Origin of the sequence: Neobacillus terrae, from assembly GCF_011393025.1 — a bacterium.
GTDB classification, from domain to species: domain Bacteria; phylum Bacillota; class Bacilli; order Bacillales; family Cytobacillaceae; genus Neobacillus_A; species Neobacillus_A terrae.
On record NZ_JAAOEO010000002.1, the window covers coordinates 53,666 to 75,779 of the forward strand.

The window sequence follows — 22,114 nt, forward strand, 5'->3', positions numbered from 1 at the left end:
GTGGTGAGAGATTCTTCAAAAATCCTCCATTAACCTTCATAAAGAGTCGTATTTTAAACACAATTTACAAATTGGTTATCTTGGTTGGTATTTCCTCCATTTCCTTGGTAAGTTTTTGGGGTTGGGTTGAACATATCATCCATGTTACGGTTATTGAGGTGGAAAAATAAAGGATAAGGGAGGAAGACAAATGAAAAAGATAGCCATCTTTACGGCCGCTATTTCTTTTTTATTCCCGTTTGCCAATCTGTTTCCTGAAACCCGCGCAACTGCAAAAACTTTAGATACAGTTAAAGTTCATAAAGCAAAGTCAGGAGAAACCGTTAAAGAAATCGCGGTAAAATACGGAGTTCCTGCTCAGGAAATAAAAGATAGTAATGATGACGGGAATACAAAATTGCCTAATGGGGAAAAAGTGATTGTGCCGGAATCGGTTAGCCCACAGGAGAAAGAACTTTTGGCACGACTTGTTCAAGCTGAAGCGAAAGGGGAACCTTACCAAGGTAAAGTAGCTGTAGCAGCAGTGGTACTTAATCGTGTTAAAAGTGATAAGTTTCCCGATACCATAAAGCAGGTAATATATCAAAAGAATCAATTCCAGCCAGTTGATAATGGAATGATTAACAAACCTGCCGGACCGGATGCCAAAAAAGCAGTAAATGAAGCAATTGCAAAAGATGGGGAAGTTACAAAAGCCCTGTTCTTTTTTAACCCTCATAAAATTAAACAAAGCTGGCTTTATTCAAGACCAGCCATTAATGATATTGGTAATCACAGGTTTACCATGTAAAGCCCTCTTGATTTTTACTCAAGAGGGTTTTGTGCATTTATTAAAGGCGAAGAAGAATCTCTCCATTCCCTGAACTTTTCCAGGTCCCCTGAAATTTTCTTTAGTGTGAATCCTATAACTGCTGCATCATCAAAGATCCCAAAACCAACAAGGAAATCGGGTATAATGTCTATAGGAGAGACAAAGTAAATTACAGCTCCAATAACAGTCATAATTGTTCCTTTCGAAATATCCCGATAATCGCCCTTTGTCCACGCTTTAATTAGGTCGAAAAAAAGCTGGAGCTTGTCCCATGTTTCCCCAAGAGTCCCCTTTTTATCATTTGCTTTCTTTACTGCACTTTTTAAAAGACCCTGTGTCTTTTTAGGGTTATTAATATAATCTTTAGCTTTTAATTCATATTTTTGCTGTTCTTTTTCAATGCGATCCTTTTTAAAACCAAACAAAATCACCACAACCCTTCTTGGTAAAAACTTATTGCTTATTTAAGTAATTTTCCACTAAATAGCGGATTTAAACTTTTGAAAAGTATTCTCCTTTTTTCAGGGGGAGGTTTTTGAGTAATTGCTTTTCTTCTCATTTAAAAGAAGGTATCTTTAATAAAAGGTGCACCGTTAGGAGGAATAGATATATGGAGAAAAAATGGTGGAAAGAAAGTGTTGTATACCAGATTTATCCACGAAGTTTTATGGACAGCAATGGTGATGGAATTGGTGATCTTCAAGGGATAATCTCACGTCTTGATTATTTAAAGGAATTAGGTATAAACGTAATATGGCTATCCCCGGTTTATAAATCACCGAATGATGATAATGGATATGATATTAGTGATTACCGTGATATTATGGATGACTTTGGAACAATGGCTGATTGGGAGGAACTGCTAGCCCAGGTACATAATCGCGACATGAAGTTAATTATGGATTTGGTTGTAAATCACAGTTCTGACGAGCATGCCTGGTTTGTTGAGTCCCGTAAATCAAAAGATAACCCATATAGAGATTATTATATTTGGCGTCCTGGCAAGGAAGGCAGAGAGCCGAATAACTGGGGTTCTTTTTTCAGCGGGTCAGCCTGGAAATATGATAAAGCTACAGATGAATATTTTTTACATATCTTTTCAAAAAAGCAGCCTGACTTAAATTGGGAGAATCCGAAACTGCGCAATGAAGTTTATGACATGATGAAATGGTGGCTGGATAAGGGAATTGACGGTTTCCGAATGGATGTTATAAATTTTATATCCAAAGAGGAAGGTCTGCCAGATGGAGAGGCTGGACCAGGACACCGCTATGGCGACGGCAGCCCACATTTTATGAATGGTCCGCGAATTCATGAATTCCTTCAGGAAATGAATAAGGAAGTACTCTCAAAGTATGACATCATGTCAGTGGGCGAAATGCCTGGTTCAGACCCTGAAATCGCCCGTCTTTATACAGACTCCAGCCGTAATGAAGTCAATATGCTGTTCCAGTTTGAACATGTTGATCTTGATAGCGGCCCGGGAGGAAAGTGGAACCTAAAACCACTTAATCTGCTTGATCTAAAAAGAAATTTAACCAAATGGCAAAATGCCCTTGAAGAGGTTGGCTGGAACAGTCTATATTTTTGCAATCATGACCAGCCTCGAGTTGTTTCCCGATTCGGTAATGACAAGGAATATCGGCTGGAATCTGCCAAAATGCTTGCAACCATCATCCATATGATGAAGGGAACCCCATATGTATATCAGGGGGAAGAGCTGGGAATGACAAATGTTTCTTTTTCTTCAATTGAAGACTATCGTGATATTGAAACACTTAATTTTTATAAAGAAAAAGTGGCAGAGAATGTTTCGGTTGAAAGCATCATGAAAAGTATTTATGTAAAGGGCCGAGATAATGCACGGACACCTATGCAATGGGATGATTCGGAGAATGCGGGTTTTACAACAGGAACACCATGGATTAAAGTAAATCCAAATTATAAAGAAATCAATGTAAAAAAAGCAGTGGAGGACAAAAATTCAGTTTTCCATTACTTTAAGCAGCTGATACAATTAAGAAAAGATCATGAAATAGTTGTTTATGGAAAGTATAATTTGATTGAAGAAAATGATCCGGAGATTTTTGCTTATACAAGAGAATATAATGGCAAGACATTGCTGGTAGTCTGCAATTTCTATGGAAATGAACCATCCTTTGAAATTCCTGGAGAGCTCCAAAGACAAAGCTATAAACACATTCTTGGAAACTATAGCTGGGAGGAAACAGGCTCTGTATCACTATTAACTTTGAGACCATATGAATCGCAAATTCTTTTATTTGAAAATTTAAAATTAAAGAACCTTCTCTCTTCGTGAGGGGAGGTTCTTTAAATAAGAAAGTATAAAGTTTTACCTTTTAAATTGTCTAGCTCCAGCACCCAGCGCCTAGTGTCCATCCCGCTTCTCCCTACGATAAGTCAACATCGAAATGCTTTGCATTTCGTGTATCCTTTATCTCAGTCGAAGTGGGCCCCAGTCCATACGTCCCTGAACGGGCGCTTGCGCTTTTCTTATATGGATCGACAATTTAATTGATACGTTTCTGAAAATGATCAATAAAGAGTGCAAAATGATTGATTAAGTTTCTAAAATGATCGATTTATCCCGAGATATGATTAATAATTACCTGGCGAATGTAGGATTATATTCTTATTTAATCTGGAAAGGATACAAGAGTTTAGCTTCATTTCAGTTGGATGTCAGCCAGCCTGACAAATTTAAATCCTCTGTTTTTTAACTCGGGTATTGCGAGTTTCAATCCTTCAAAGGTTTCTCCCTCCGGGTGATTCATGTGCATAAGCACAATTGAACCTGGTGCGGCCTTAAACAAGGCATCTCGGACCTGCTCCTTTTTAAAGGTAGCTCCGGCGTCTCCGAGAACATTATAATTAACCGGCTGCTCTCCAATTTCCTTTGCAACTCTTATTCCGGTTTCATCATAATATGCAGTGCCTGAACGAAAAAAATAGGGTGTTCTTCCTATAAGCCTTTTTATTTTACGATCGTTGTTAAGCACTTCATCGGTGATTTCATTCACATTTTGAGTTCCCTTTATTCCCCATGCTTCTCGGCCATTCATTGAAAGAGGGCGATGCTGGGTGCCGTGGTTTTCTATCTCGAATAAAGGAATCTTACTTAAAGCCATGAAGGTATTATAATTTGAATCAATCCAGCGGCTGTTGATAAAGAGGGTAGCTGGAATGTTTTGCTGCCTTAAATAATAGATAAGCTGCGAATCATAACCACTCCCATTTGGGCCTCCGCAGGCATCAAAAGTAAGAGCAATATATTTGTTTGCTGTATTGAGACTTGTCATAATGCCAGGCAGAAACTCGCCCCAAAGCTTTGGAGTTTGAAATTTATTATATAGGTATGTTTTAAGCTGAGCGTCTGTCATTGTAGTACCTGTATTCATCAAATTAAATTCCTCACTATTTTGGCTGCCCATTTTTTGAGAGTAGTCACTTTCGTTCGGGGGAGGGAGGTTTATTACCTTCTGCGGTTCCGCCCCTAAATCCTTACTTGCTGATGTGTTTTTATTTTTTTGCTTTTCATCTTGAGTACAGCCAGCCAATAATAAAAATACCAGTACAATAATGAAAGTATTCTTACACTTTTTCATTTAAAATTCACCTCTATAGTTATTTTTCTTATAGAGTGGTAAGACTATGGCTAGTAAAAATTTACTGAATACGAAAAAACAGCCTATACTCGTCGCATGGCTGCTCATTAAAGGTTAGCTTTATTATTCCCAAGGTTTTTTTGTGGTTAAGTAATCCGCAAGATCTTTACTCATTTTGCGGTGTGTCTTGCGCTGATCTGCTCTTTCTTTACCTGTTTCATGAAGTTTCTTTTCCTCTTCGGTTTCAGGAATTACAGATGGAACCCTTTTGGGTTTTCCATTTTCATCAAGTGCTACAAAGGTAAAGAATGCAGTTGCCGCAATTCTTCTATTCCCGCCCAGTAGACTTTCTGCAATAATTTTAACAAAAACTTCCATCGAGGACGTTCCAGTGTATGTAACAAATGATTCAAAACACACTGAGGATTCAGGCGTAATAGGACTTAGAAAGTCTACCGAGTCAGTGGAAGCTGTAACGCATTCACTGCGGGAATGCCTTGTTGCCGATATTGATGCAAGCATATCCATATCACTCATCAGTTTTCCCCCAAAAAGGGTATTGTGGTTATTTACGTCGTTGGGAAATATTCTGCTGGTTCTTATAACTCTAGACTCATTGCAAGTTTTTGCTTCCATATGAAATTGCCTCCAAAGCGAGTACTAAACCTTAATTTATTTTATTTTTGCTTCTTCATGAAGCAATTTACTATATCCTTTATCCTAAATATCAAAAGAAAAACCAGATGCTTTCTGCACCTGGCTGCTTACTGGGTTACTATTTTCTAGCTACAGAGCTTAGTGAGTTTTCAGCTTTGTAATGTGCAAAGAGTGTCCATCCCAATCCTCCCTATGATAAGCCAATATCGAAATAGTGCTCCTGCGCCATAGGATATTCGGAGATGCTGCTGATCAGATCGACGCAAAGCTGCTTGATGCTTTTTAAAAGTAGTAATTTTCAGGATGCTATTCAGCATGGGTCTTCGTGTTGTCTAGCTGTAACTCCTAGGGGCTCGTGGCCATAAGCCGTCCTTCGGAAGATTAAAGAACAATCTTCTCACCGGCTCATCTTATGCTTTTGGCCCATGCACAATGTGTTTTCACATTTCATTTTCCCTTTTCATCACCCGAATGGAGGACTGGGCAGGAAGAGAATCAGAAAGGCGTTGCCACAGGAAGTGGCAACGCCTTTCATCAAATCTTAGGTAGCTTAAACAGGCTCTTTGGCTTTTCTCTTATGCCATTACTATTTCATCGAAATTAATTGCTGCTCCTCTAACGATTTCTTCCACTTCAGAGCCTTCAAGTGTTTCTTTCTTCAATAATGCTTCAACCAATTTGAGGTATTGGCTTTGGTTAGATTGAATCAGCATTTCTGATTTTTCAAGTGCTTCCTGGAACAATTCTTGCATCTTTGCTTCCCGTTCGCCTTTGTTAAAGGTGAGGGTAAAGCTATCCTGCAGCATTCCTGTATCAACCATTTGCTCGATCAGGTTTTTAGCCTGTTTTACGTCTCCGCTTACTCCAATACTATGTTCACCAAGGAACATCCGCTCAGCAACCCCTCCTGCAAGTATCATGGATACCCGGTCAAGAAGTTCGCTGGATGTAGACAGGTGCAGTTCTTTAGGAATTGGTGCAACATAACCCAATGCTTCACCACGTGGAATAATGGTGGCTTTCCGGACTGAGCCAGGCTTAGTTAGTTCGGAAACAATAGCATGACCCGCTTCATGAATCGCAACACGGTTTTTCGTTTCATGATCCTGAAGGGCTCTTGAAGAGCTTCCAAGGATTGTCCGATCAAGCGCGTGGTCAAGGTCGCTTTTCTGTATAACTTCAAGACCATTTCGAACTGCTCTTCTGCTTGCTGTTTCAAAAAGCGATTGAAGATCGGCACCGGAAAATCCTGATGTGCTTTCAGCTAAATCGTCAAGTGATCCTTCAACGTCACTGGCAAGAGCCTTGCCTTTTGTATGGATTGCAATAATTTCACGTCTTCCTTTTGTATCTGGAAGAGGGATTTGAAAAGAAAAGTCAATACGTCCGGGACGTAGGAAAGCTTCGTCTAGCATATCTTTACGGTTTGTTGCTGCAACGAAAAGAATTCCATCGTTTGGATAACCGCCATCAAGCTGAACTAGAAGCTCAGTGAGAGTTTTTTCGGCTTCTTCGCCGCCATGCTGTTTACGTCTGCCTGCTAGAGCGTCTACTTCATCAATAAAGATAACAGCGGGTGTCTGCTTGCGTGCATTTTGGAATAGCGCGCGAACACGGCTAGCACCCACACCAACAAAAAGTTCATTAAAAGCAGATCCGCTTGCTGAAAAGAAATTTGCATTCATTTCCTTTGCAATTGCCTGGGCAAGGAGAGTTTTTCCCGTACCAGGAGGTCCATATAAGAGAATTCCTTTAGGAGGTTTTATTCCTAATTTAGCCGATTTTTCTGGCTGTTTTAAAATAGAAAGAGTCTGCATGATTTCCTCTTTTACTTCGTCTCCCAATCCGCCTACATCATGCATTGAGATAGATGGAAGAGGCCTAGCTTTGGACAGGCTGTTTTTCATTGGGTTTGAAAGACCCATGCCGCCGCCTTTTTTATTTTGGAATGCAAGAGCAGCGGCTGCCAATGAAACAAGGACACCGCCCATAATCCATTTACCAAATTTGCTGCTGTTGTTAAACGAATAATCAACATTGTATTTTTCTACTAATTTATCAACCATTTGACTGTTAGGAGGGACATTAGAGACATACTTGCCATCTTTGGTTTGAAGATGCAATGAACCATCTGAGTTTTCTGTCAAGGTAACCGTTTCTCCTTTTTGATTCTGAATTGTTTTCGCCATGGATGAGAAGGGAACAGAGATTTCTTTATTTGATTGTTGGATTATCCAAACAGCTGCACCAATTAACAATATAAATACGCCAATGAGCGGAATAAACTTCGATACTAATTTTGAACTTTGATTCAATGAATTCAGCTCCTTCAAAAGTCTATCTCCATTATATGAAAATCTTAAATACAATAAATAGGTATTATGTAATATTAAACAAGGGAATCGCTGGAAAAGCAAGAAGGCTTGCAGGTTAGTGAGGAAAACTATCTCCGTAAAAGTAGTAATAAAAATAGCAGCCTTAAGGCTGCCAATATTATTTTACTTTACTGATATATTCATATAGGAAGGATTGGCCATTTCGATAAAATCGGGGATCATAAATACCAAGCCTGTGGTGAGTATTAACAATCACCACAAAAGGGCTCCATTGGTATAAGGTTTTCGCCTCAGGTTTTTTTGAAAACAAATTATCTAAATGGGTATTCTCCGCCGAATAAAGTTTATATAATTCCTTCCTTTTTTCAAAAAGGCCGTCCTTGTATATAGTAACATTCGTGTGATCTTTGGCGATAACCGTAAAAGAAGTGGGAACAAAGTCTGCTGAAAGCGCGATTTGTTCGTGCAGTTTTTCATAACTGCTAAATAGAAAATACCCCTGAAGGCTTTGGATAAAAACATGAACGGCAATTAGCACCCAACCAGCCCGGTAGTAGAAAGATGCACGGGTTTGATTCCTTCTAGTTAAAAGAAAAGCCGCCAAAATGATAACCCAAAAAACCAAGTCCACAATCGGAATGGTCCCGAATGATATCCTTTGGTGCGAAAAAGGCTCAAGATAACCGGTTCCCCAAGCGTTGCAGAGGTCACTCGTTATATGTATGAGGACAGCGAGCCACCCGAAGAAAAATAATTTTATATCCCTGGTTTTAAAGAGCCAGATGGCTAAAATATAGAAGAGAAAGGCCCATACAGGTGTAAAGAATAGGGAGTGGGTCAAACCCCGGTGCCACATCTGATATTGGCCATGCAGATCCCATAATTGAGAGACAACATCAATATCCGGAATATGGCTGGCACCGACTGATGTTGCCAGCCAGGCAAGTTTTTGTTTCCGTTCCATTTTCCGTTTATCAACTGAACCATATAAGGCGAGACCGAATAAAGTATGAGTAATTGAATCCATTCAAGGCACCCCTCTTTCTATTATAATCTATCTTTATATGGAAAAAAATAGTTGCTGTTTCCATTAGAAAAATAGTCTGTCTGCTCATTGAAGGATTGCAAAGTTTTGCTTGTAAAGATAAGATTGAAGTTATGGACAAAAATTATTTATTGTCAAAAGAAAGGAAAAGCAAATGAGTAAGAATTTTATAGAAGAAGTAACGTCACGTAGGACGTTTGCGATTATTTCTCACCCGGATGCGGGTAAAACAACACTTACTGAAAAGCTGCTGCTGTTTGGCGGAGCTATTCGTGATGCCGGTACTGTTAAGGCAAAGAAAACTGGTAAATTTGCAACAAGTGACTGGATGGAGATAGAAAAACAGAGAGGAATCTCGGTTACCTCTAGTGTAATGCAGTTTGACTATGATGGATACCGTGTCAACATATTGGATACGCCTGGACACCAGGATTTTAGTGAAGACACCTATCGAACACTTATGGCAGTGGACAGCGCTGTTATGATTATTGACTCTGCCAAGGGTATAGAGGAGCAGACACTTAAGCTTTTTAAGGTTTGCCGTATGCGGGGAATTCCTATTTTTACATTTATAAATAAGCTTGACCGCCAGGGTAAAACACCGCTAGAGCTTTTGGCTGAACTCGAAGAGGTTCTTGGCATTGAATCATATCCAATGAATTGGCCCATCGGAATGGGAAAAGAATTTCTAGGTATTTATGATCGTTTCTATAATCGTGTCGAGCAATTCAGGGTAGATGAGTCAAAAAGATTCATTTCTCTAAATGAAGATGGAGAAATAGAAGGTGACCATCCATTAAAAGTTACTGGCCTTTATGACCAGACTTTAGAAGAGATTATGCTCCTAAATGAAGCGGGAAACGATTTTTCTGCGGAGAGAGTTATGGATGGAAAGCTAATCCCTGTCTTTTTTGGCAGTGCGCTTACAAACTTTGGGGTACAGACCTTCCTGGAAACTTATCTCCAATTTGCGCCACCACCAGCGCCACGCGAATCATCCGCTGGAAAAATTGACCCGATGTCTGATAAATTTTCAGGCTTTGTTTTCAAAATACAGGCCAATATGAATCCTGCCCACCGGGACCGGATTGCTTTTGTAAGAATTTGTTCTGGAAAGTTTGAAAGAGGGATGTCCGTTAATATCCCTCGATTGAGCAAACAGATAAAATTGGCTCAATCCACATCTTTTATGGCCGAAGAACGGAACACGGTTGATGAAGCAGTCAGTGGAGACATTATCGGTCTTTATGATCCAGGCACATACCAGATTGGGGACACGATTACGACAGGAAAAGATGATTTCCAATTTGAACGCCTCCCGCAGTTTACTCCTGAATTATTTGTCAGGGTATCAGCTAAAAACGTTATGAAGCAGAAATCATTCCATAAGGGAATACAGCAGCTTGTACAGGAAGGTGCCATTCAGCTGTTTAAAACAGTAAAGACGGATGATTATTTTCTTGGAGCAGTTGGCCAGCTTCAATTCGAAGTATTTGAACACAGAATGAAAGCAGAATACAATGCGGAAGTTCTAATGGAACGCCAGGGCTCTAAAATAGCTCGCTGGGTTGAAGGAGAAACGGTTGACGAAAATCTTTCAAGCTCACGAAGCCTGCTTGTTAGAGATCGTTTTGACAACTATGTTTTCCTATTTGAAAATGAATTTGCCCTAAGATGGTTCAATGAAAAAAATCCTCAGGTAAAACTATATAACCCTATGGATATGCACGAATAGAAAAGCATTTAAAAACCGGCAAGCCCTAATGGCTTTGCCGGTTTTTCTAACATTCTGGCACATTCAAAGTATCTATTGCTAATGTTTTTTGCTAAAATTATGCAAAATGTAGGTGTTTAGGAGGGTTTTTAAATGAGCTGCATCCAATGTGGAATACCATTTAGTCTTAAAGAAAAAGGTTATTTATATATAAAATCTGCCCAGGATCTAAAAAGGAAGGACTTTTGGGATGCTGGAAAGGGATGGTGGTGCTATGCTTATGAAAGCCATACTGAATTAATTGAAAAAATTGAAGAAATAGGGAACACTTTGCTGGAATCACAATCATCCTTATGCTCCCGCCGAAAGCATCCTTTGTTAACAATAACTCTTGGGAATTTACTTATAAGACTTAAGAATCAAGATATTATATCAATTATTGAATCAGGGGAGCTTATCAGCTATCAGCAGCCAATTATTGATTTACAAAAAGACGAAGAAATCTTTGGATTTGAATCCCTCTTGCGTACACACGGAAACAAACAGATATCTCCCGGGACTCTTTTCTCATTAGCTGAAAAGGCAGGAATGCTTTCCCTGCTGGACCAGCGGGCAAGAGAAGCCGCGATATTAGCGAAAAAACGATTCCTTAAACCAGGAGTAAAAAGTTTTATTAACTTTTTGCCATCAACCATTTATAATCCGGATTTTTGTCTTAGGCATACTTTCAGCCTTGTTGAAAAATATGAGATTGATCCAGCAGATCTTGTTTTTGAAGTGGTTGAATCGGAGGAAATAAAGGATATAAATCATTTGAAAAAGGTTTTAAATACATATAAAAAAGAAGGAATGAAGGTTGCACTTGATGATGTCGGTGCTGGTTTTTCCACCCTCGATGTTCTGAAAGAGCTTCGACCGGATTTTCTGAAAATAGACCGTCAATATATAAGTTACTGTGAGCAGGATGATAGGAAGATGCAGTTTCTCACATTAGTAACTCAATTGGCAAATGAATTAGGTATTATCGTTTTGGCAGAAGGAATTGAAAGATTGGAAGAGCTTGAATATTGCAAGAGCATAGGAGTTAAACTTGCGCAGGGTTACTTAATCGGAAAGCCAGTTTTTGAACCAGCTTACACTCACCCATTTAACGTTGCAAATTTTTAATTTATAAATCGTTTTAGTAATTATCAACTTATAACTATATAGATGCTTTTGCGCTTCTTTGATTGAAGTAAAGGTGAGAGACCGAGCGGGAAAAGGGTTTAAAAGGGACCACAAAGCAACGAAGAGGTCCCTTTTTGCTGCTCCATAGAGACTAGTGTTAGAAGAAGCCAACCTTCAGCTCGTCGCAAAGCAGCAAGTAGCTGTTCGTAATACTTTTCGAAAAGTTATATACAGGCAGTTGCTTGACCGACCAAGGAAAGCGAGCGCCGAGAGTGCAAATTAACATAAATGTTTAACAGCAGCTACTTAAAATAATTTACTATAATAATACTACGGAAAAATTTTTTTGAAAAAAGGCTGAATTTTCTGTCAAAAAATTGACGATTTCTTACTGCTATGGCTAAAATATGAATAACTATTCATTTTTCGGGAGGATTTTCATGGAAAACGGTTATTTTTTCACAGGGTTTCCGGGATTTATTTGTAATCAACTAATTCGCCAAGTATTAAAACAAAGCAACAATCAAGGTTCTGTTTATGTTCTTGTGCTTCCTGCCATGCTACAAAAAGCAGAACTGGAAAAGAAACTAATCATTTCAGAATTTGGAATGCAGGAAGAAAGGTTCCAAATTATTGAAGGGGATATAACAAAAGAAAATCTGGGAGTTTCAGATGCTAAGAGAGAAGAAATATCAGGAAGTATTGCAAACGTCTTCCATCTTGCCGCCATATATGATCTCGCTGTTCCGCGTGATATTGCCTATAAAGTAAATGTAATCGGAACCAAAAATGTGAATGAGTGGATTAGGAGTCTTGCAAATTTAAAAAGGTATACTTATTTCAGTACCGCTTACGTTGCAGGCAATAGAGAAGGCGATTTATATGAAACGGAACTGGTGCTTCCTCAGGCTTTTAAAAACCATTATGAGGAAACAAAATACAAAGCCGAATTGCTCGTAGAGGAAATGAAGCAAGAAGTTCCGGTTACTATTATACGTCCCGGCATTGTAAAAGGGCATTCTAAAACTGGAGAAACAATTAAATTTGATGGACCTTATTTTATCATGAACTTTTTGGACCGTCTTCGTTTTTTGCCTTTAATCCCAACCATAGGACGGGGAGAAGCTGTAGTAAATCTGGTGCCGGTTGATTATATAATTGAAGCTACTACCTATTTGTCATTTCTGGAAAAGGGAGCTGGCAAAACCTATCATTTAACAGATCCTTCTCCTTATACAGTGACTGAACTTTATGCAATGATAATGCAAGAATTAATGAAAAAACAGCCTAAAGGAAGTCTGCCTCTTTCTATGGCAAAGATTGGTCTATCTCTCAAACCAGTGAGAAGATTCCTCGGTGTGGAGAAGGAAGCATTGGATTATTTCACCTGGATGGGAAAATTCGATTGTTCACAAGCACAGGAAGATCTAAAAGGTTCCGGCATTAAATGCCCGGATTTCAGGGAAGGCATTGGACCGATGGTTTCTTTTTATTTAGAAAATAAGACCAATCCAGCTTATCAAATAAAAATCATTTAAAGTTAGGTGAATGAGTATGCATTCAGTTCAGGAAAAGCTTCAAGTATATGCACCGGCAACGGGAAAGTATCTTGGCGCAATTGAAGAGACACCTGCAGAACTTGTAGGGGATTTTTATCAAAGGGGAAGAAACGCTTTTGAAGCATGGAGCCAGCTTTCAGTTCGGGAACGCTTGCAATATTTAAGAAAACTCAAGGAGTATATGGCCGACCATATGGAGGATATTGCAAGGATTATATCCGATGACACCGGAAAAGTGATGACTGAAGCACTTGTTGCCGATATTATGCCTACATTGGATGCAATCAGCCATATATGCTCGCACGGAGAAAAAATATTAAGAAGGCAAAAAGCGGGCACCCCGCTTCTTCTAATTGGTAAAAAGTCGTTTATTGAATACATGCCAAGAGGAGTGGTATTGGTCATTTCCCCTTGGAATTATCCTCTTCAGCTTGCTGTAGTTCCTATGGTTAGTGCGTTAGCTGCAGGTAATTCTGTCATTTTAAAACCTTCCGAAGTTACACCACTGGTCGGGAAATGTATAGAGGAACTGTTTGATAAGATCGGTTTTCCAAAAGGAACCGTTCAGGTGGCACATGGGGGGAAAGAAGTAGGGGCAGCTTTTACAGCCGGGAAACCAGATTATATCTTTTTTACCGGCTCCGTCCGGACAGGAAAAATAATTCAGGAGGCTGCTGCAAAAGAGTTAATCCCTACAACTCTTGAATTAGGTGGAAAAGATCCGATGATAGTTTTTGCAGATGCTAATTTAAAACGGGCAGCAAAGGGTGCAGTTTGGGCAGCATTTACAAACAGCGGCCAGGTATGTATGAGTGCAGAAAGATTATATATCGAACGTTCTGTTTATAAGGAGTTTATGAAGCTTTTAAGAACAGAGGTTGCAGGACTTAAAATGGGGACAGATGAAAATAGTGATATTGGTTCGATGACTTTCCCAGGACAAATACAGATTGTCAGGGAACAGCTTGAAGAAGCGCTCTCCCGTGGGGCATTACTCGAAACAGGAAAACGGCCTGAAGAATGGGAAGAGGGCATGTTTTTGCCGCCAACGGTTGTAACAAATGTTTCACAGGATATGAAGATTATCCAGGAAGAAGCATTTGGACCTATTCTGCCAGTTATTCCTTTTGATACGGAGGAAGAAGCAATTGCCTTAGCAAATGGAACGGAATACGGTCTTAATGCAAGTGTCTGGTCCATGGACATGACAAAAGCGAGAAGAGTTGCATCAAGACTAGTTTCGGGAGCTGTCGTTATAAACGATGCCATTATCACAGTAGCTAATCATGGTCTCCCCTTTGGGGGCGCTAAACAAAGCGGGATCGGCAGATACCATGGTGATGCAGGATTAAGAATTTTTTGCCATGAAAAAGCTATTATCGAGGATAGCGGCAAAAAGGTAAATGAAATCCAATGGTACCCATATGAGGGAAAATACCCGTTATTCTTAAAGCTTTTTAAAAGTTACTTTCAAAGAAAACGGAATTGGACTGAGTTTGGCCGAAATTATTTAAAACTGTTAAAAAAATAGTCAGGGTACAGAGCTGTCCGGAAATGCCTGGGACGGCTTCTTTTTATAAGCTTATTACAAAAATATTGTTAAATCTAACTTGAAATAGTTTTCTATAAAAAGGCTTTAAATTAGCCTCGGAATGGACAACATAGGAATCAGAACAAAAAAACGCCAGGAAAAAAGCAGGTTGGGTCATGAAAAAACTTAGTAAATTAGAAGCCGTGTTATGGAATATCGCTCTGCCGGGATTTAGCCAGCTTTTGGCCGGTAAATATCTCAAGGGAGTTCTATTTATAGCATTGGAGTTTATTATAAATGTTAACAGTCATTTTAATTTAGCCATTCTATATAGTTTTCAAGGACAAATGAAGCTGGCATTTGAGGCTGCCAATCTTCAGTGGCTGATGTTTTATCCTTGTGTATATATGTTTGCGATGTGGGATGCATACCGTTACGCCATGCCACCTGACGAAAAGCTTTCCTTTTTGCCGTTTGTTTTTAGTGCTTATTTTGTAACAGTAGGAACCATATATGGGGGAAAGGCTACTATTTTCGGGATTCAGCCTGGAATAGTCTTTTTCCCTATGCTTTCTTTAATACCTGGCCTTTTATTCGGTTTTCTTATTCGTTCACTTTTACTTAAACGCGGAGTAAAAAAATGGAAGTCTAACACTTAATAAAGTAAATTAACATTATAGGAATGAAGATTCGTACTGTACCTCTCCATTGTGGGGGTATTTTTTTTGTCATTTATTTATTTTTTAAACCCCCACAAACAGGTTTATCTCCTCCGTAATCATTTAGTGAAAAAGCGGCCGCAAAAAATAAATTATGAGGTGAAGGAAATTGAAAAAATTTACAAGCAGTAACGAATTACATAAGATCGCAAAGGGAGCTCTGGCAGTAGTTCTAGCCGGATCCTTTACATTCTCAGCAGGACATGCTTTTGCAGATGAAAATACAACAACTTCTGCTAATACAACTGTTTCTACTAATACCGACAATGTTTCAGCTGACACTGCTGTTACAACTGAAAAAACAGAAACTCCCTCTCTAGTACCTGGTGATTTCTTCTACTTTCTTAAAACTGCTCTTGAGCAAATCAAATTAGCCCTGACTTTTGATGATGCTAAAGAAGCGAAATTACTAGCTGATTTTGCTTCTGAGCGCTTAGGTGAAGCACAAGCTCTTTTTGCAAAGGGTGATGAAGAAGCTGCAGTTAAAACTTTAAAAGAAGCTATTGAAGAAATGAATAGCGCTAATAAAGTTATTGATAGCCAAAAAGAAGACCAAAATAAAGACGAAGATCAAGTGAAAGACGAAGCAAAAACTGAAGACCAAGTAAAAGACGAAGAAAAAACTGAAGACCAAGTAAAAGACGAAGAAAAAACTGAAGACCAAGTGAAAGACGAAGAAAAAACTGAAGATCAAGTGAAAGACGAAGAAAAAACAGAAGATCAAGTAAAAGATGATGAAAAAGCTGAAGACCAAGTAAAAGACCAAGAAAAAACTGAAGATAAAGCAAAAGATGAGCAAAAAACTGAAGACCAAGTTAAAACTGATGATACAGCAGCTATTGAAGATGTAAAAACAGTTTTATCACAAAACATCGTTGCTTTAACTGCTGCATTGGAAAAAGTTCAAAACCCAACTGCAAAAGCTGCTTTACAAAGAAATATTGAAAGAGCTTATGCTCATCTAGCAAAGAAAGCAGATAAGTTAGAAAAACATCTTGCTAAGAAAAATCAAGAAGACACAGTAAAGCCTGAAGCACCAACAACAGAAGAAACTGCACAAAAAGAAGCAGATACTACTACAGCTATTACACCTGTTAATACTGACACAACTGCTCCAACAACAACTACAGCATCTGCAACAACAACAACTACAGCACCTGCAACAACAACAACTACAGCACCTGCAACAACAACAACTACAGCACCTGCAACAACAACTACCGCTCCAGCTCCTAAAGCTGAAGTAAAGAAAACTCCTGTTGTTAAACAACAAGTAAAACAAGCTAAGCAGCAGGTTAAACAAGTTCGCCAGGCAGCAAAACAAGAAGTTAAACAAGTTCGCCAGGAAGCAAAACAACAAGTTAAACAGACTCATCAAGCTGCAAAACAACAAGTTAAACAGACTCATCAAGCTGCAAAACAACAAGTTAAACAAGTAAAGCCTGTTGTTAAACAAGAATTGCATCATGCACACGAAGAAGGTCAGCAAAAAGGTTCAGAACACAGCCATAACTAAGCAGTTGTTTTAAACATGAACAATAAACAGGAAAAGATAGCCTTTCTAGGGGCTATCTTTTCTAAAAGCTTTTACCCCCATAAGTTAATAGAATCATCCGTATGGTATAATTGGGTGATTAGTGAGGTGAGGCAATGCTGGGCTTATTGTTCATGACCAAAAAGAGAAAAACAACATTAGAAGAATCGGTAGCATTAATACAACAGGGAGAAGATTCCCTAAGGAATGAAATAATAGATTCCTATAAACCTTTTATAGCAAAAACAGTTTCGGCTGTTTGTAAAAGGTATATACACGAAACCGACGATGAATTTAGCATCGGCCTTATCGCATTTAATGAAGCAATTGATAAGTATTCTCCAGAGAAAGGCAGTTCCCTGCTGAGTTTTGGAGAAGTCCTGATCAAAAGGCGTGTAATTGATTATATCCGAAAGCAGTCGAGAAACAAAACAATAAGTTTCGAATATAACAGCGACCTTCAGGACGACGATTCGCAAAGTGTTTCGTTTGAAAATGAGCTTTCAATTGATGAATATAATAGAAAAACCGAGCAAGAGCTTCGCAGGGATGAAATTATGCATTTCCAAAAGCTTTTAACCAAGTATGAATTAAGCTTTAATGATTTGCTTGAAAATTCCCCTAAGCATGCTGACGCCAGGAAAAATGCAATAATGGCTGCAAAACTTCTGGTTGAAAAGAAAGAATTGAGGGAAATATTACTTACAAAGAAGAGGCTGCCCATTAAGCAGCTTGAAGAGTTGGTCGATGTAAGCAGAAAAACATTAGAGAGAAATAGAAAATATATTATTGCAATGGCACTTATTTTTACAAGTGATTATGTTTACCTAAAGGATTATATTAAGGGGGTGCTGGAAACATGAAAAAAGGAATCATTATGGAAATAGATGATGTTTTTCTAACATTATTAACTCCTGATGGTGAGTTTTTGCGTGCCCGTAAACAACCAAAACCATATGTTCTTGGAGAAGAGGTACATTTTTATCCTCTTGAAGTGAACGAAGGGAAAAAAAGGTCAATTTCATTAGTAAGATTTTTAAAGGGGAAAGTCTTACTGTCGGCAGCTGCTGCTATATTTCTTCTTGCAGCTTCATACGTACCATTGTACAAGGGCAATCAGGCATATGCTTATATGTCCATTGATGTTAATCCAAGCATTGAACTCGCTTTAAATAAAAAGATGCAGGTTCTGGAATTAACACCGTTTAATAAGGATGGTAAAAAGATCGTAAAGAATCTGAATGACTGGCAAAAAAGGGATGTAGCTGCTGTTGCAGAACAAATTTTAAACGAAATAAAAAAACAAGGTTATACAAAATCAAAGTCACTCGTAGTTATCTCAACTGTGCGGGCTGAAAAAAGCGAAAAGAACGCTGAAATACAGCTGACAGAGAATCTACAGGAAATAAAAGAAACAATAAAAAAAGACGATCTGGAAATTGCAGTTGTCAAAGGAAACAAAAGGGATCTGCAAGCTGCTCATGAGCAGGGGATGACTGCAGGTAAGTACAAGGAAAAAAGTATTCCTATAAGGTTTGAAAAGAAAAAGGATGATAAACCTACAATAAAGGATAAAAGCAAAGAGGCGGCAGTTACCGAACAGCCACAAATAACTCCACCTTCTGTTCCACCTTCTGTCCCAGCTGTTCCTGCTGTACCAGCTCCTCCGCCTGGACAATTAAAGAAAGAACTGAATGCACAGCCACAAACTTCGAATGCGGTTAAGCCAAGTGTACCTGCTAAGGTTAAACCGGTACCACCAGGACAGATTAAGAAGAATAATGGCCAGCAAATTAGGCAGAATCATGAAGTAAATCATGCGCCTGAAAAAAAAAGCACTTTTATCCAAAAACCAAGAAGTAACCCACATACCGCCCCTGGCCAAGTGAAGAAGTATGGCAGTTCAACAGGTGGAGAACATCATCAGTCAGGTAATGCTTTTAAAAATAAAGAAACCCATGGCGGCCAAGAAGGCCAAAAACACGGGAAATAACAAAGTCCGGCTTAGGCCGGACTTTTTCCATTTATATTTAATTTTTATTCTCTTCCTGATAATTGAGCTTGAGCTTGTTGTACCAGTCTCTTTGTGATTTCTCCGCCTACTGAACCGTTAGCGCGTGAAACGGTATCAGATCCCAGCTGAACACCAAATTCCTGAGCAATTTCATACTTTACTTGGTCAAGATATTGCTCAATCCCAGGGACTAGTAGCTTGTTACTGCTTCTTGCCATAAGAATCATCTCCTTTTTGCATTACAGAGAAAATTTCTCTGTATATATATTTTGGTCTTTTATCTTAACTTCATAAGTGGTAATACTTTTCGTTTATGGCAAATCACGTATGCTTAAAAATATCTTAATCTTTCCCGTGACTTACATCCTTGGTCGGGTGCATAAATGGATAAGCCTGAGGTTTCCTTTGGTGTTCAAGAAGATCTCTATTTTCTGCTGAATTCCAGCCGATATCATTCGTTGGATGGACCCATTCCTCTCCTGACATAATAGCTGGGTCTGTCTCACTTGACCAATTTTCCAAAGGGGAATCCGGCGAAGAATAAAGACAGTCCCCGATTTTAACTCCGAACTTGTTTACAAATGGAGGTTTCATGCTAATTCCAGTTCCTTTAAAGCTTGGGGCGTTTATTTGATGCGGAAGGGTTTCATTTAAACTGACCTGATCCTTATTATGCTTCTTACTCATCCCAATCGCTCCTTTTCTTTTTATTTTTTGCTTAATCTTTTGTTTTATGATTAGAAGGAACTAGTAAATCAGGAAGCTGTTTTGGGAATGGTAACTTTCAACCTGTGCAAAATATATTTAGATTTAAATTTTTATGCCTAGGAGGGGTTAAAATGGCGAAACGAAAAGCTGAAAGAAATGCTGTTGAAAAATACACAAAAACACCTCATAAAAATGTACAAGAATCAGAGTTCTCAGCTGAATTTTCACATGGCGAAGAAGCAATAAAGGGTGCAAATCGAAATTCCAAGCTTGGAAAAAAGGGGCGCTCGTAATGAATGAATCGAATAAGGAAAAAGTTCAAAACACCAATGTGGAATTTAGTGTTGAGTTCGGTGATGTAAATGGAATTAAATTATATGAATTACCATATATGAATCAGAAAAATAAAACCAAAAATGAAAAAAGAAAATAAGCCGGCCTGAGCCGGCTTATTTTTATTGGTAAGAAAAATAAAGTTTTACCTTTTAAATTGTCTATCCCCAGCGCCCAGCGAGTTGTCATCCTTGATTAGCTTCCTGGATTATCTTGCATCAAGTATGACCGTTAGGTGATACTTTGGTGCAGCTAGTCCATCCCGCTTCTCCCTACGATAAGTCAACATCGAACTCAAGTGCTCTTGCGCCACAGCTTTTTCAAAGAAGCTTATGTTCAGCTCGTCGCAATGCTGCACGTTGTCTATTCAGAGAAGCCGTTATAGGAAGTTCATTCAGGTAGTTGCTTCGCTGAACGGCGCGTGCGCTTTTCTTACATAGCAAAATTAAATGAAGAGGTTTTCTCATTGGCAGGTTCAAAAAATACTACCAGGCAGGATCTTGTTTTTGAGATTTTTCCTGTTTTTAAATATTTATTAAGGTCAAACGCTAATGACTCTAGCATGGTGTGCTTGTATAGCTCTTTTTCTCCCAGACCTAACTGTACAAAATTCTGACCAGCATTTTCTGGTGTTTCTATTAACAATTTATAAATCCCGGCTCTTTCATCTTTATTAAAGCTTGGCTCCCACCAAGGTTTTCTTGGTTTATATTTTTGGCTTGAGAAATAGTCGTACTTCATTAATCCTTCCGCAATATCCAAGTCCGGAATATTCCGGTACTTTAGAAACTCTAAAAGTCTGCGGTATAAATCTTCAAGCTGATGTCCAATTCTGGACCACCCTTGACTGTCCCAATAGGAACCGAAATCCTGAAAGAAATCAAACGGAGTATCAAACACTTTTGTTACCAGGTATTCAACAGTATAATCCATTCGGTGGTCGTTCCAGTACTTCTCCAACACATCCTCAACCTGTTTGATCTTAATGATATCATCAAAGGAAAGAACATTATTTCCGAGAATTTCATAGGGAGCATTGTCCATAAATGTGTATTGATGTTCATCTGAACGGATCCTTAGCCCCGTGCCTCTTAGCATTTTAAGAAAGCCAAGCTGCAGCTCTTCAGGCCTTAGATCAAAGACATCATTAAAGGTTTTTCTAAAGGAATGGTAATCCTCTTCTGGAAGTCCTGCAATCAAGTCAAGATGCTGATCGATTTTTCCGCCTTCTTTAACCAGGGTTACAGTCCGGGTTAATTTAGTGAAGTTTTGCTTTCTCATGACCAGTTCATTTGTATAATCATTGGTTGACTGAACCCCAATCTCAAATCTAAAAAGGCCTGGAGGGGCTTCAGCATTTAAAAATTCAATTACCTCTGGTCTCATGATGTCGGCAGTAATTTCAAATTGAAAAACGGTCCCAGGAAGGTGTTCATCAATTAAAAAACGGAACATTTCCATGGCATAACTTCTACTAATGTTAAAGGTCCTATCAACGAATTTAAGGGTTTTTGCACCATTAGCCATTAAGAACCGAATATCGTCCTTAATTTTTTCCCTGTCAAAATATCTTACTCCTACTTCTATAGAGGAGAGACAGAACTGGCAGCTAAATGGGCAGCCCCTGCTAGTTTCAATATATGTTACCCGCTTGCCTAAATGGGACAGGTCCTCATCAAAACGATAGGGAGAAGGCAATTCTTTCAAATCCAGCTTATTCATTTGGGGAGTAATACGAATCTTACCTTCATTTCGGAAAGCGATTCCTGGAACTTTATCAAACTGGTTCTCGCCGTCCAATTCGCTAAGAAGCTGTTTAAAGGTTTCTTCACCTTCACCCATTACGATAAAATCTGCACTTGGTACTTTTTCCATCCATTCCAAAGTATCATAAGAAACTTCTGGACCGCCGAGAACTATCTCAATGGAAGGATTAATCTTTTTAATAATATTTATTACTTTGATTGTCTCTTCTATATTCCAAATATAACAGCTGAATCCTATTATATCGGGTTTTTGCTGAATGAGATCGGAAACAATATTCATAACGGGGTCTTTGATTGTATATTCTTTTAGGTTTATTTTGAATTCGGGTTCCGCATATGCTTTTAAATAACGGATCGCCAAATTGGTATGGATATACTTTGCGTTCAAAGTGGAACAAATAATATTCATTTCTATAACTCCTTTTTAGGATAAAACCAATATTCTATTATATCGTTTTTTTTATAAAAAAGAAATAGAGCTCTTTGTTAACAAAAAGAAGATTATTGGAATATTTTCAAGGAATAAGAGATGTTTTTCTTTTCTGTCTATTTGATATTCAGGTATGATTACTAAGAGAGAAGATTCATTGACCA

At 38.6% G+C, this 22,114-nt stretch carries 20 protein-coding genes; 12 read left to right on the forward strand and 8 right to left on the reverse strand.

Annotation, left to right across the window (positions count from 1 at the left end; translation table 11 throughout):
* Positions 1-190 precede the first annotated feature (190 nt).
* Positions 191-790: a cell wall hydrolase gene (locus G8761_RS02750; RefSeq protein ID WP_166023437.1), complete on the forward strand. Its 600-nt coding sequence runs from the start codon at positions 191-193 to the stop codon at positions 788-790.
* Positions 791-804: 14 nt separating this feature from the next.
* Here G8761_RS02750 and G8761_RS02755 read toward each other — a convergent pair whose 3' ends face one another.
* Positions 805-1,242: a YkvA family protein gene (locus G8761_RS02755; protein WP_338000907.1), complete on the reverse strand. Its 438-nt coding sequence runs from the start codon at positions 1,240-1,242 to the stop codon at positions 805-807.
* Between the two features lie 179 nt (positions 1,243-1,421).
* On the opposite strand from G8761_RS02755, the gene G8761_RS02760 reads away from it, so the two are divergent.
* The gene (locus G8761_RS02760; RefSeq protein WP_166023441.1) at positions 1,422-3,131 is read left to right on the forward strand and encodes a glycoside hydrolase family 13 protein; all 1,710 of its coding nucleotides are present in this window, start codon (positions 1,422-1,424) and stop codon (positions 3,129-3,131) included.
* Positions 3,132-3,498: 367 nt separating this feature from the next.
* Here G8761_RS02760 and G8761_RS02765 read toward each other — a convergent pair whose 3' ends face one another.
* From G8761_RS02765 to G8761_RS02780, 4 genes are all read right to left on the reverse strand, one after another.
* Positions 3,499-4,437, reverse strand: a complete 939-nt coding sequence (locus G8761_RS02765; RefSeq protein WP_166023443.1) for a polysaccharide deacetylase family protein — start codon at positions 4,435-4,437, stop codon at positions 3,499-3,501.
* Positions 4,438-4,560: 123 nt separating this feature from the next.
* Positions 4,561-5,073, reverse strand: coding sequence for an acyl-CoA thioesterase (locus G8761_RS02770; protein ID WP_166023445.1), 513 nt, complete (start codon positions 5,071-5,073; stop codon positions 4,561-4,563).
* Positions 5,074-5,669: 596 nt separating this feature from the next.
* Entirely contained in the window at positions 5,670-7,409 is a 1,740-nt protein-coding gene (locus G8761_RS02775; protein ID WP_166023447.1) for an AAA family ATPase, read from the reverse strand.
* Between the two features lie 178 nt (positions 7,410-7,587).
* The gene (locus G8761_RS02780; protein ID WP_166023449.1) at positions 7,588-8,457 is read right to left on the reverse strand and encodes a metal-dependent hydrolase; all 870 of its coding nucleotides are present in this window, start codon (positions 8,455-8,457) and stop codon (positions 7,588-7,590) included.
* Between the two features lie 172 nt (positions 8,458-8,629).
* Between G8761_RS02780 and G8761_RS02785 the strand changes: the two genes are divergently transcribed.
* The 8 genes from G8761_RS02785 to G8761_RS02820 all read left to right on the forward strand — a co-directional run bounded on the left by G8761_RS02785 (position 8,630) and on the right by G8761_RS02820 (position 18,692).
* Positions 8,630-10,210, forward strand: coding sequence for a peptide chain release factor 3 (locus G8761_RS02785; protein WP_166023451.1), 1,581 nt, complete (start codon positions 8,630-8,632; stop codon positions 10,208-10,210).
* Positions 10,211-10,342: 132 nt separating this feature from the next.
* The gene (locus G8761_RS02790) at positions 10,343-11,356 is read left to right on the forward strand and encodes an EAL domain-containing protein (RefSeq protein ID WP_166023454.1); all 1,014 of its coding nucleotides are present in this window, start codon (positions 10,343-10,345) and stop codon (positions 11,354-11,356) included.
* A gap of 440 nt (positions 11,357-11,796) precedes the next feature.
* Entirely contained in the window at positions 11,797-12,894 is a 1,098-nt protein-coding gene (locus G8761_RS02795; protein ID WP_166023456.1) for an SDR family oxidoreductase, read from the forward strand.
* A gap of 16 nt (positions 12,895-12,910) precedes the next feature.
* Positions 12,911-14,446, forward strand: coding sequence for an aldehyde dehydrogenase family protein (locus G8761_RS02800; RefSeq protein WP_166023458.1), 1,536 nt, complete (start codon positions 12,911-12,913; stop codon positions 14,444-14,446).
* A gap of 176 nt (positions 14,447-14,622) precedes the next feature.
* Positions 14,623-15,105: a hypothetical protein gene (locus G8761_RS02805; RefSeq protein WP_166023460.1), complete on the forward strand. Its 483-nt coding sequence runs from the start codon at positions 14,623-14,625 to the stop codon at positions 15,103-15,105.
* A gap of 169 nt (positions 15,106-15,274) precedes the next feature.
* Complete coding sequence (locus G8761_RS02810) at positions 15,275-16,681, forward strand: DUF5667 domain-containing protein (protein WP_166023462.1); 1,407 nt, start codon at positions 15,275-15,277, stop codon at positions 16,679-16,681.
* Between the two features lie 134 nt (positions 16,682-16,815).
* Positions 16,816-17,562, forward strand: a complete 747-nt coding sequence (sigI, locus tag G8761_RS02815; protein WP_166023464.1) for an RNA polymerase sigma factor SigI — start codon at positions 16,816-16,818, stop codon at positions 17,560-17,562.
* On the forward strand, positions 17,559-18,692 hold the full coding sequence (locus G8761_RS02820; protein ID WP_166023466.1) for an anti-sigma factor domain-containing protein: 1,134 nt from the start codon (positions 17,559-17,561) through the stop codon (positions 18,690-18,692). The genes sigI and G8761_RS02820 overlap by 4 nt, the downstream gene beginning before the upstream one ends.
* 44 nt (positions 18,693-18,736) lie before the next feature.
* Here the strand turns inward: G8761_RS02820 and G8761_RS02825 are convergent, their stop codons facing one another.
* Both G8761_RS02825 and G8761_RS02830 read right to left on the reverse strand, forming a co-directional pair.
* On the reverse strand, positions 18,737-18,931 hold the full coding sequence (locus G8761_RS02825; RefSeq protein WP_027323152.1) for an alpha/beta-type small acid-soluble spore protein: 195 nt from the start codon (positions 18,929-18,931) through the stop codon (positions 18,737-18,739).
* Between the two features lie 124 nt (positions 18,932-19,055).
* Positions 19,056-19,400, reverse strand: a complete 345-nt coding sequence (locus G8761_RS02830; protein ID WP_166023468.1) for a DUF3905 domain-containing protein — start codon at positions 19,398-19,400, stop codon at positions 19,056-19,058.
* Between the two features lie 152 nt (positions 19,401-19,552).
* Between G8761_RS02830 and G8761_RS02835 the strand changes: the two genes are divergently transcribed.
* Together G8761_RS02835 and G8761_RS02840 are read left to right on the forward strand one after the other, a co-directional pair.
* A complete protein-coding gene (locus tag G8761_RS02835; protein WP_166023470.1) occupies positions 19,553-19,714 on the forward strand; it encodes a hypothetical protein in 162 nt (53 codons plus the stop codon).
* A complete protein-coding gene (locus G8761_RS02840) occupies positions 19,714-19,854 on the forward strand; it encodes a hypothetical protein (protein WP_166023472.1) in 141 nt (46 codons plus the stop codon). The genes G8761_RS02835 and G8761_RS02840 overlap by 1 nt, the downstream gene beginning before the upstream one ends.
* Positions 19,855-20,186: 332 nt before the next feature.
* On the opposite strand, the gene G8761_RS02845 is transcribed toward G8761_RS02840, so the two are convergent.
* Complete coding sequence (locus G8761_RS02845; protein ID WP_166023474.1) at positions 20,187-21,929, reverse strand: B12-binding domain-containing radical SAM protein; 1,743 nt, start codon at positions 21,927-21,929, stop codon at positions 20,187-20,189.
* Positions 21,930-22,114 lie beyond the last annotated feature (185 nt).

Excerpts from the sequence above, each read along its gene's own strand:
- G8761_RS02830 (WP_166023468.1), bottom strand. The coding sequence starts at position 19,400 with ATGAGTAAGAAGCATAATAAGGATCAGGTCAGTTTAAATGAAACCCTT.
- G8761_RS02845 (WP_166023474.1), bottom strand. The coding sequence starts at position 21,929 with ATGAATATTATTTGTTCCACTTTGAACGCAAAGTATATCCATACCAAT.
- G8761_RS02795 (WP_166023456.1), top strand. The coding sequence starts at position 11,797 with ATGGAAAACGGTTATTTTTTCACAGGGTTTCCGGGATTTATTTGTAAT.
- G8761_RS02780 (WP_166023449.1), bottom strand. The coding sequence starts at position 8,457 with ATGGATTCAATTACTCATACTTTATTCGGTCTCGCCTTATATGGTTCA.
- G8761_RS02760 (WP_166023441.1), top strand. The coding sequence starts at position 1,422 with ATGGAGAAAAAATGGTGGAAAGAAAGTGTTGTATACCAGATTTATCCA.
- G8761_RS02805 (WP_166023460.1), top strand. The coding sequence starts at position 14,623 with ATGAAAAAACTTAGTAAATTAGAAGCCGTGTTATGGAATATCGCTCTG.
- G8761_RS02820 (WP_166023466.1), top strand. The coding sequence starts at position 17,559 with ATGAAAAAAGGAATCATTATGGAAATAGATGATGTTTTTCTAACATTA.
- G8761_RS02835 (WP_166023470.1), top strand. The coding sequence starts at position 19,553 with ATGGCGAAACGAAAAGCTGAAAGAAATGCTGTTGAAAAATACACAAAA.
- G8761_RS02770 (WP_166023445.1), bottom strand. The coding sequence starts at position 5,073 with ATGGAAGCAAAAACTTGCAATGAGTCTAGAGTTATAAGAACCAGCAGA.
- sigI (WP_166023464.1), top strand. The coding sequence starts at position 16,816 with ATGCTGGGCTTATTGTTCATGACCAAAAAGAGAAAAACAACATTAGAA.
- G8761_RS02750 (WP_166023437.1), top strand. The coding sequence starts at position 191 with ATGAAAAAGATAGCCATCTTTACGGCCGCTATTTCTTTTTTATTCCCG.
- G8761_RS02825 (WP_027323152.1), bottom strand. The coding sequence starts at position 18,931 with ATGGCAAGAAGCAGTAACAAGCTACTAGTCCCTGGGATTGAGCAATAT.
- G8761_RS02800 (WP_166023458.1), top strand. The coding sequence starts at position 12,911 with ATGCATTCAGTTCAGGAAAAGCTTCAAGTATATGCACCGGCAACGGGA.
- G8761_RS02790 (WP_166023454.1), top strand. The coding sequence starts at position 10,343 with ATGAGCTGCATCCAATGTGGAATACCATTTAGTCTTAAAGAAAAAGGT.
- G8761_RS02765 (WP_166023443.1), bottom strand. The coding sequence starts at position 4,437 with ATGAAAAAGTGTAAGAATACTTTCATTATTGTACTGGTATTTTTATTA.
- G8761_RS02840 (WP_166023472.1), top strand. The coding sequence starts at position 19,714 with ATGAATGAATCGAATAAGGAAAAAGTTCAAAACACCAATGTGGAATTT.
- G8761_RS02785 (WP_166023451.1), top strand. The coding sequence starts at position 8,630 with ATGAGTAAGAATTTTATAGAAGAAGTAACGTCACGTAGGACGTTTGCG.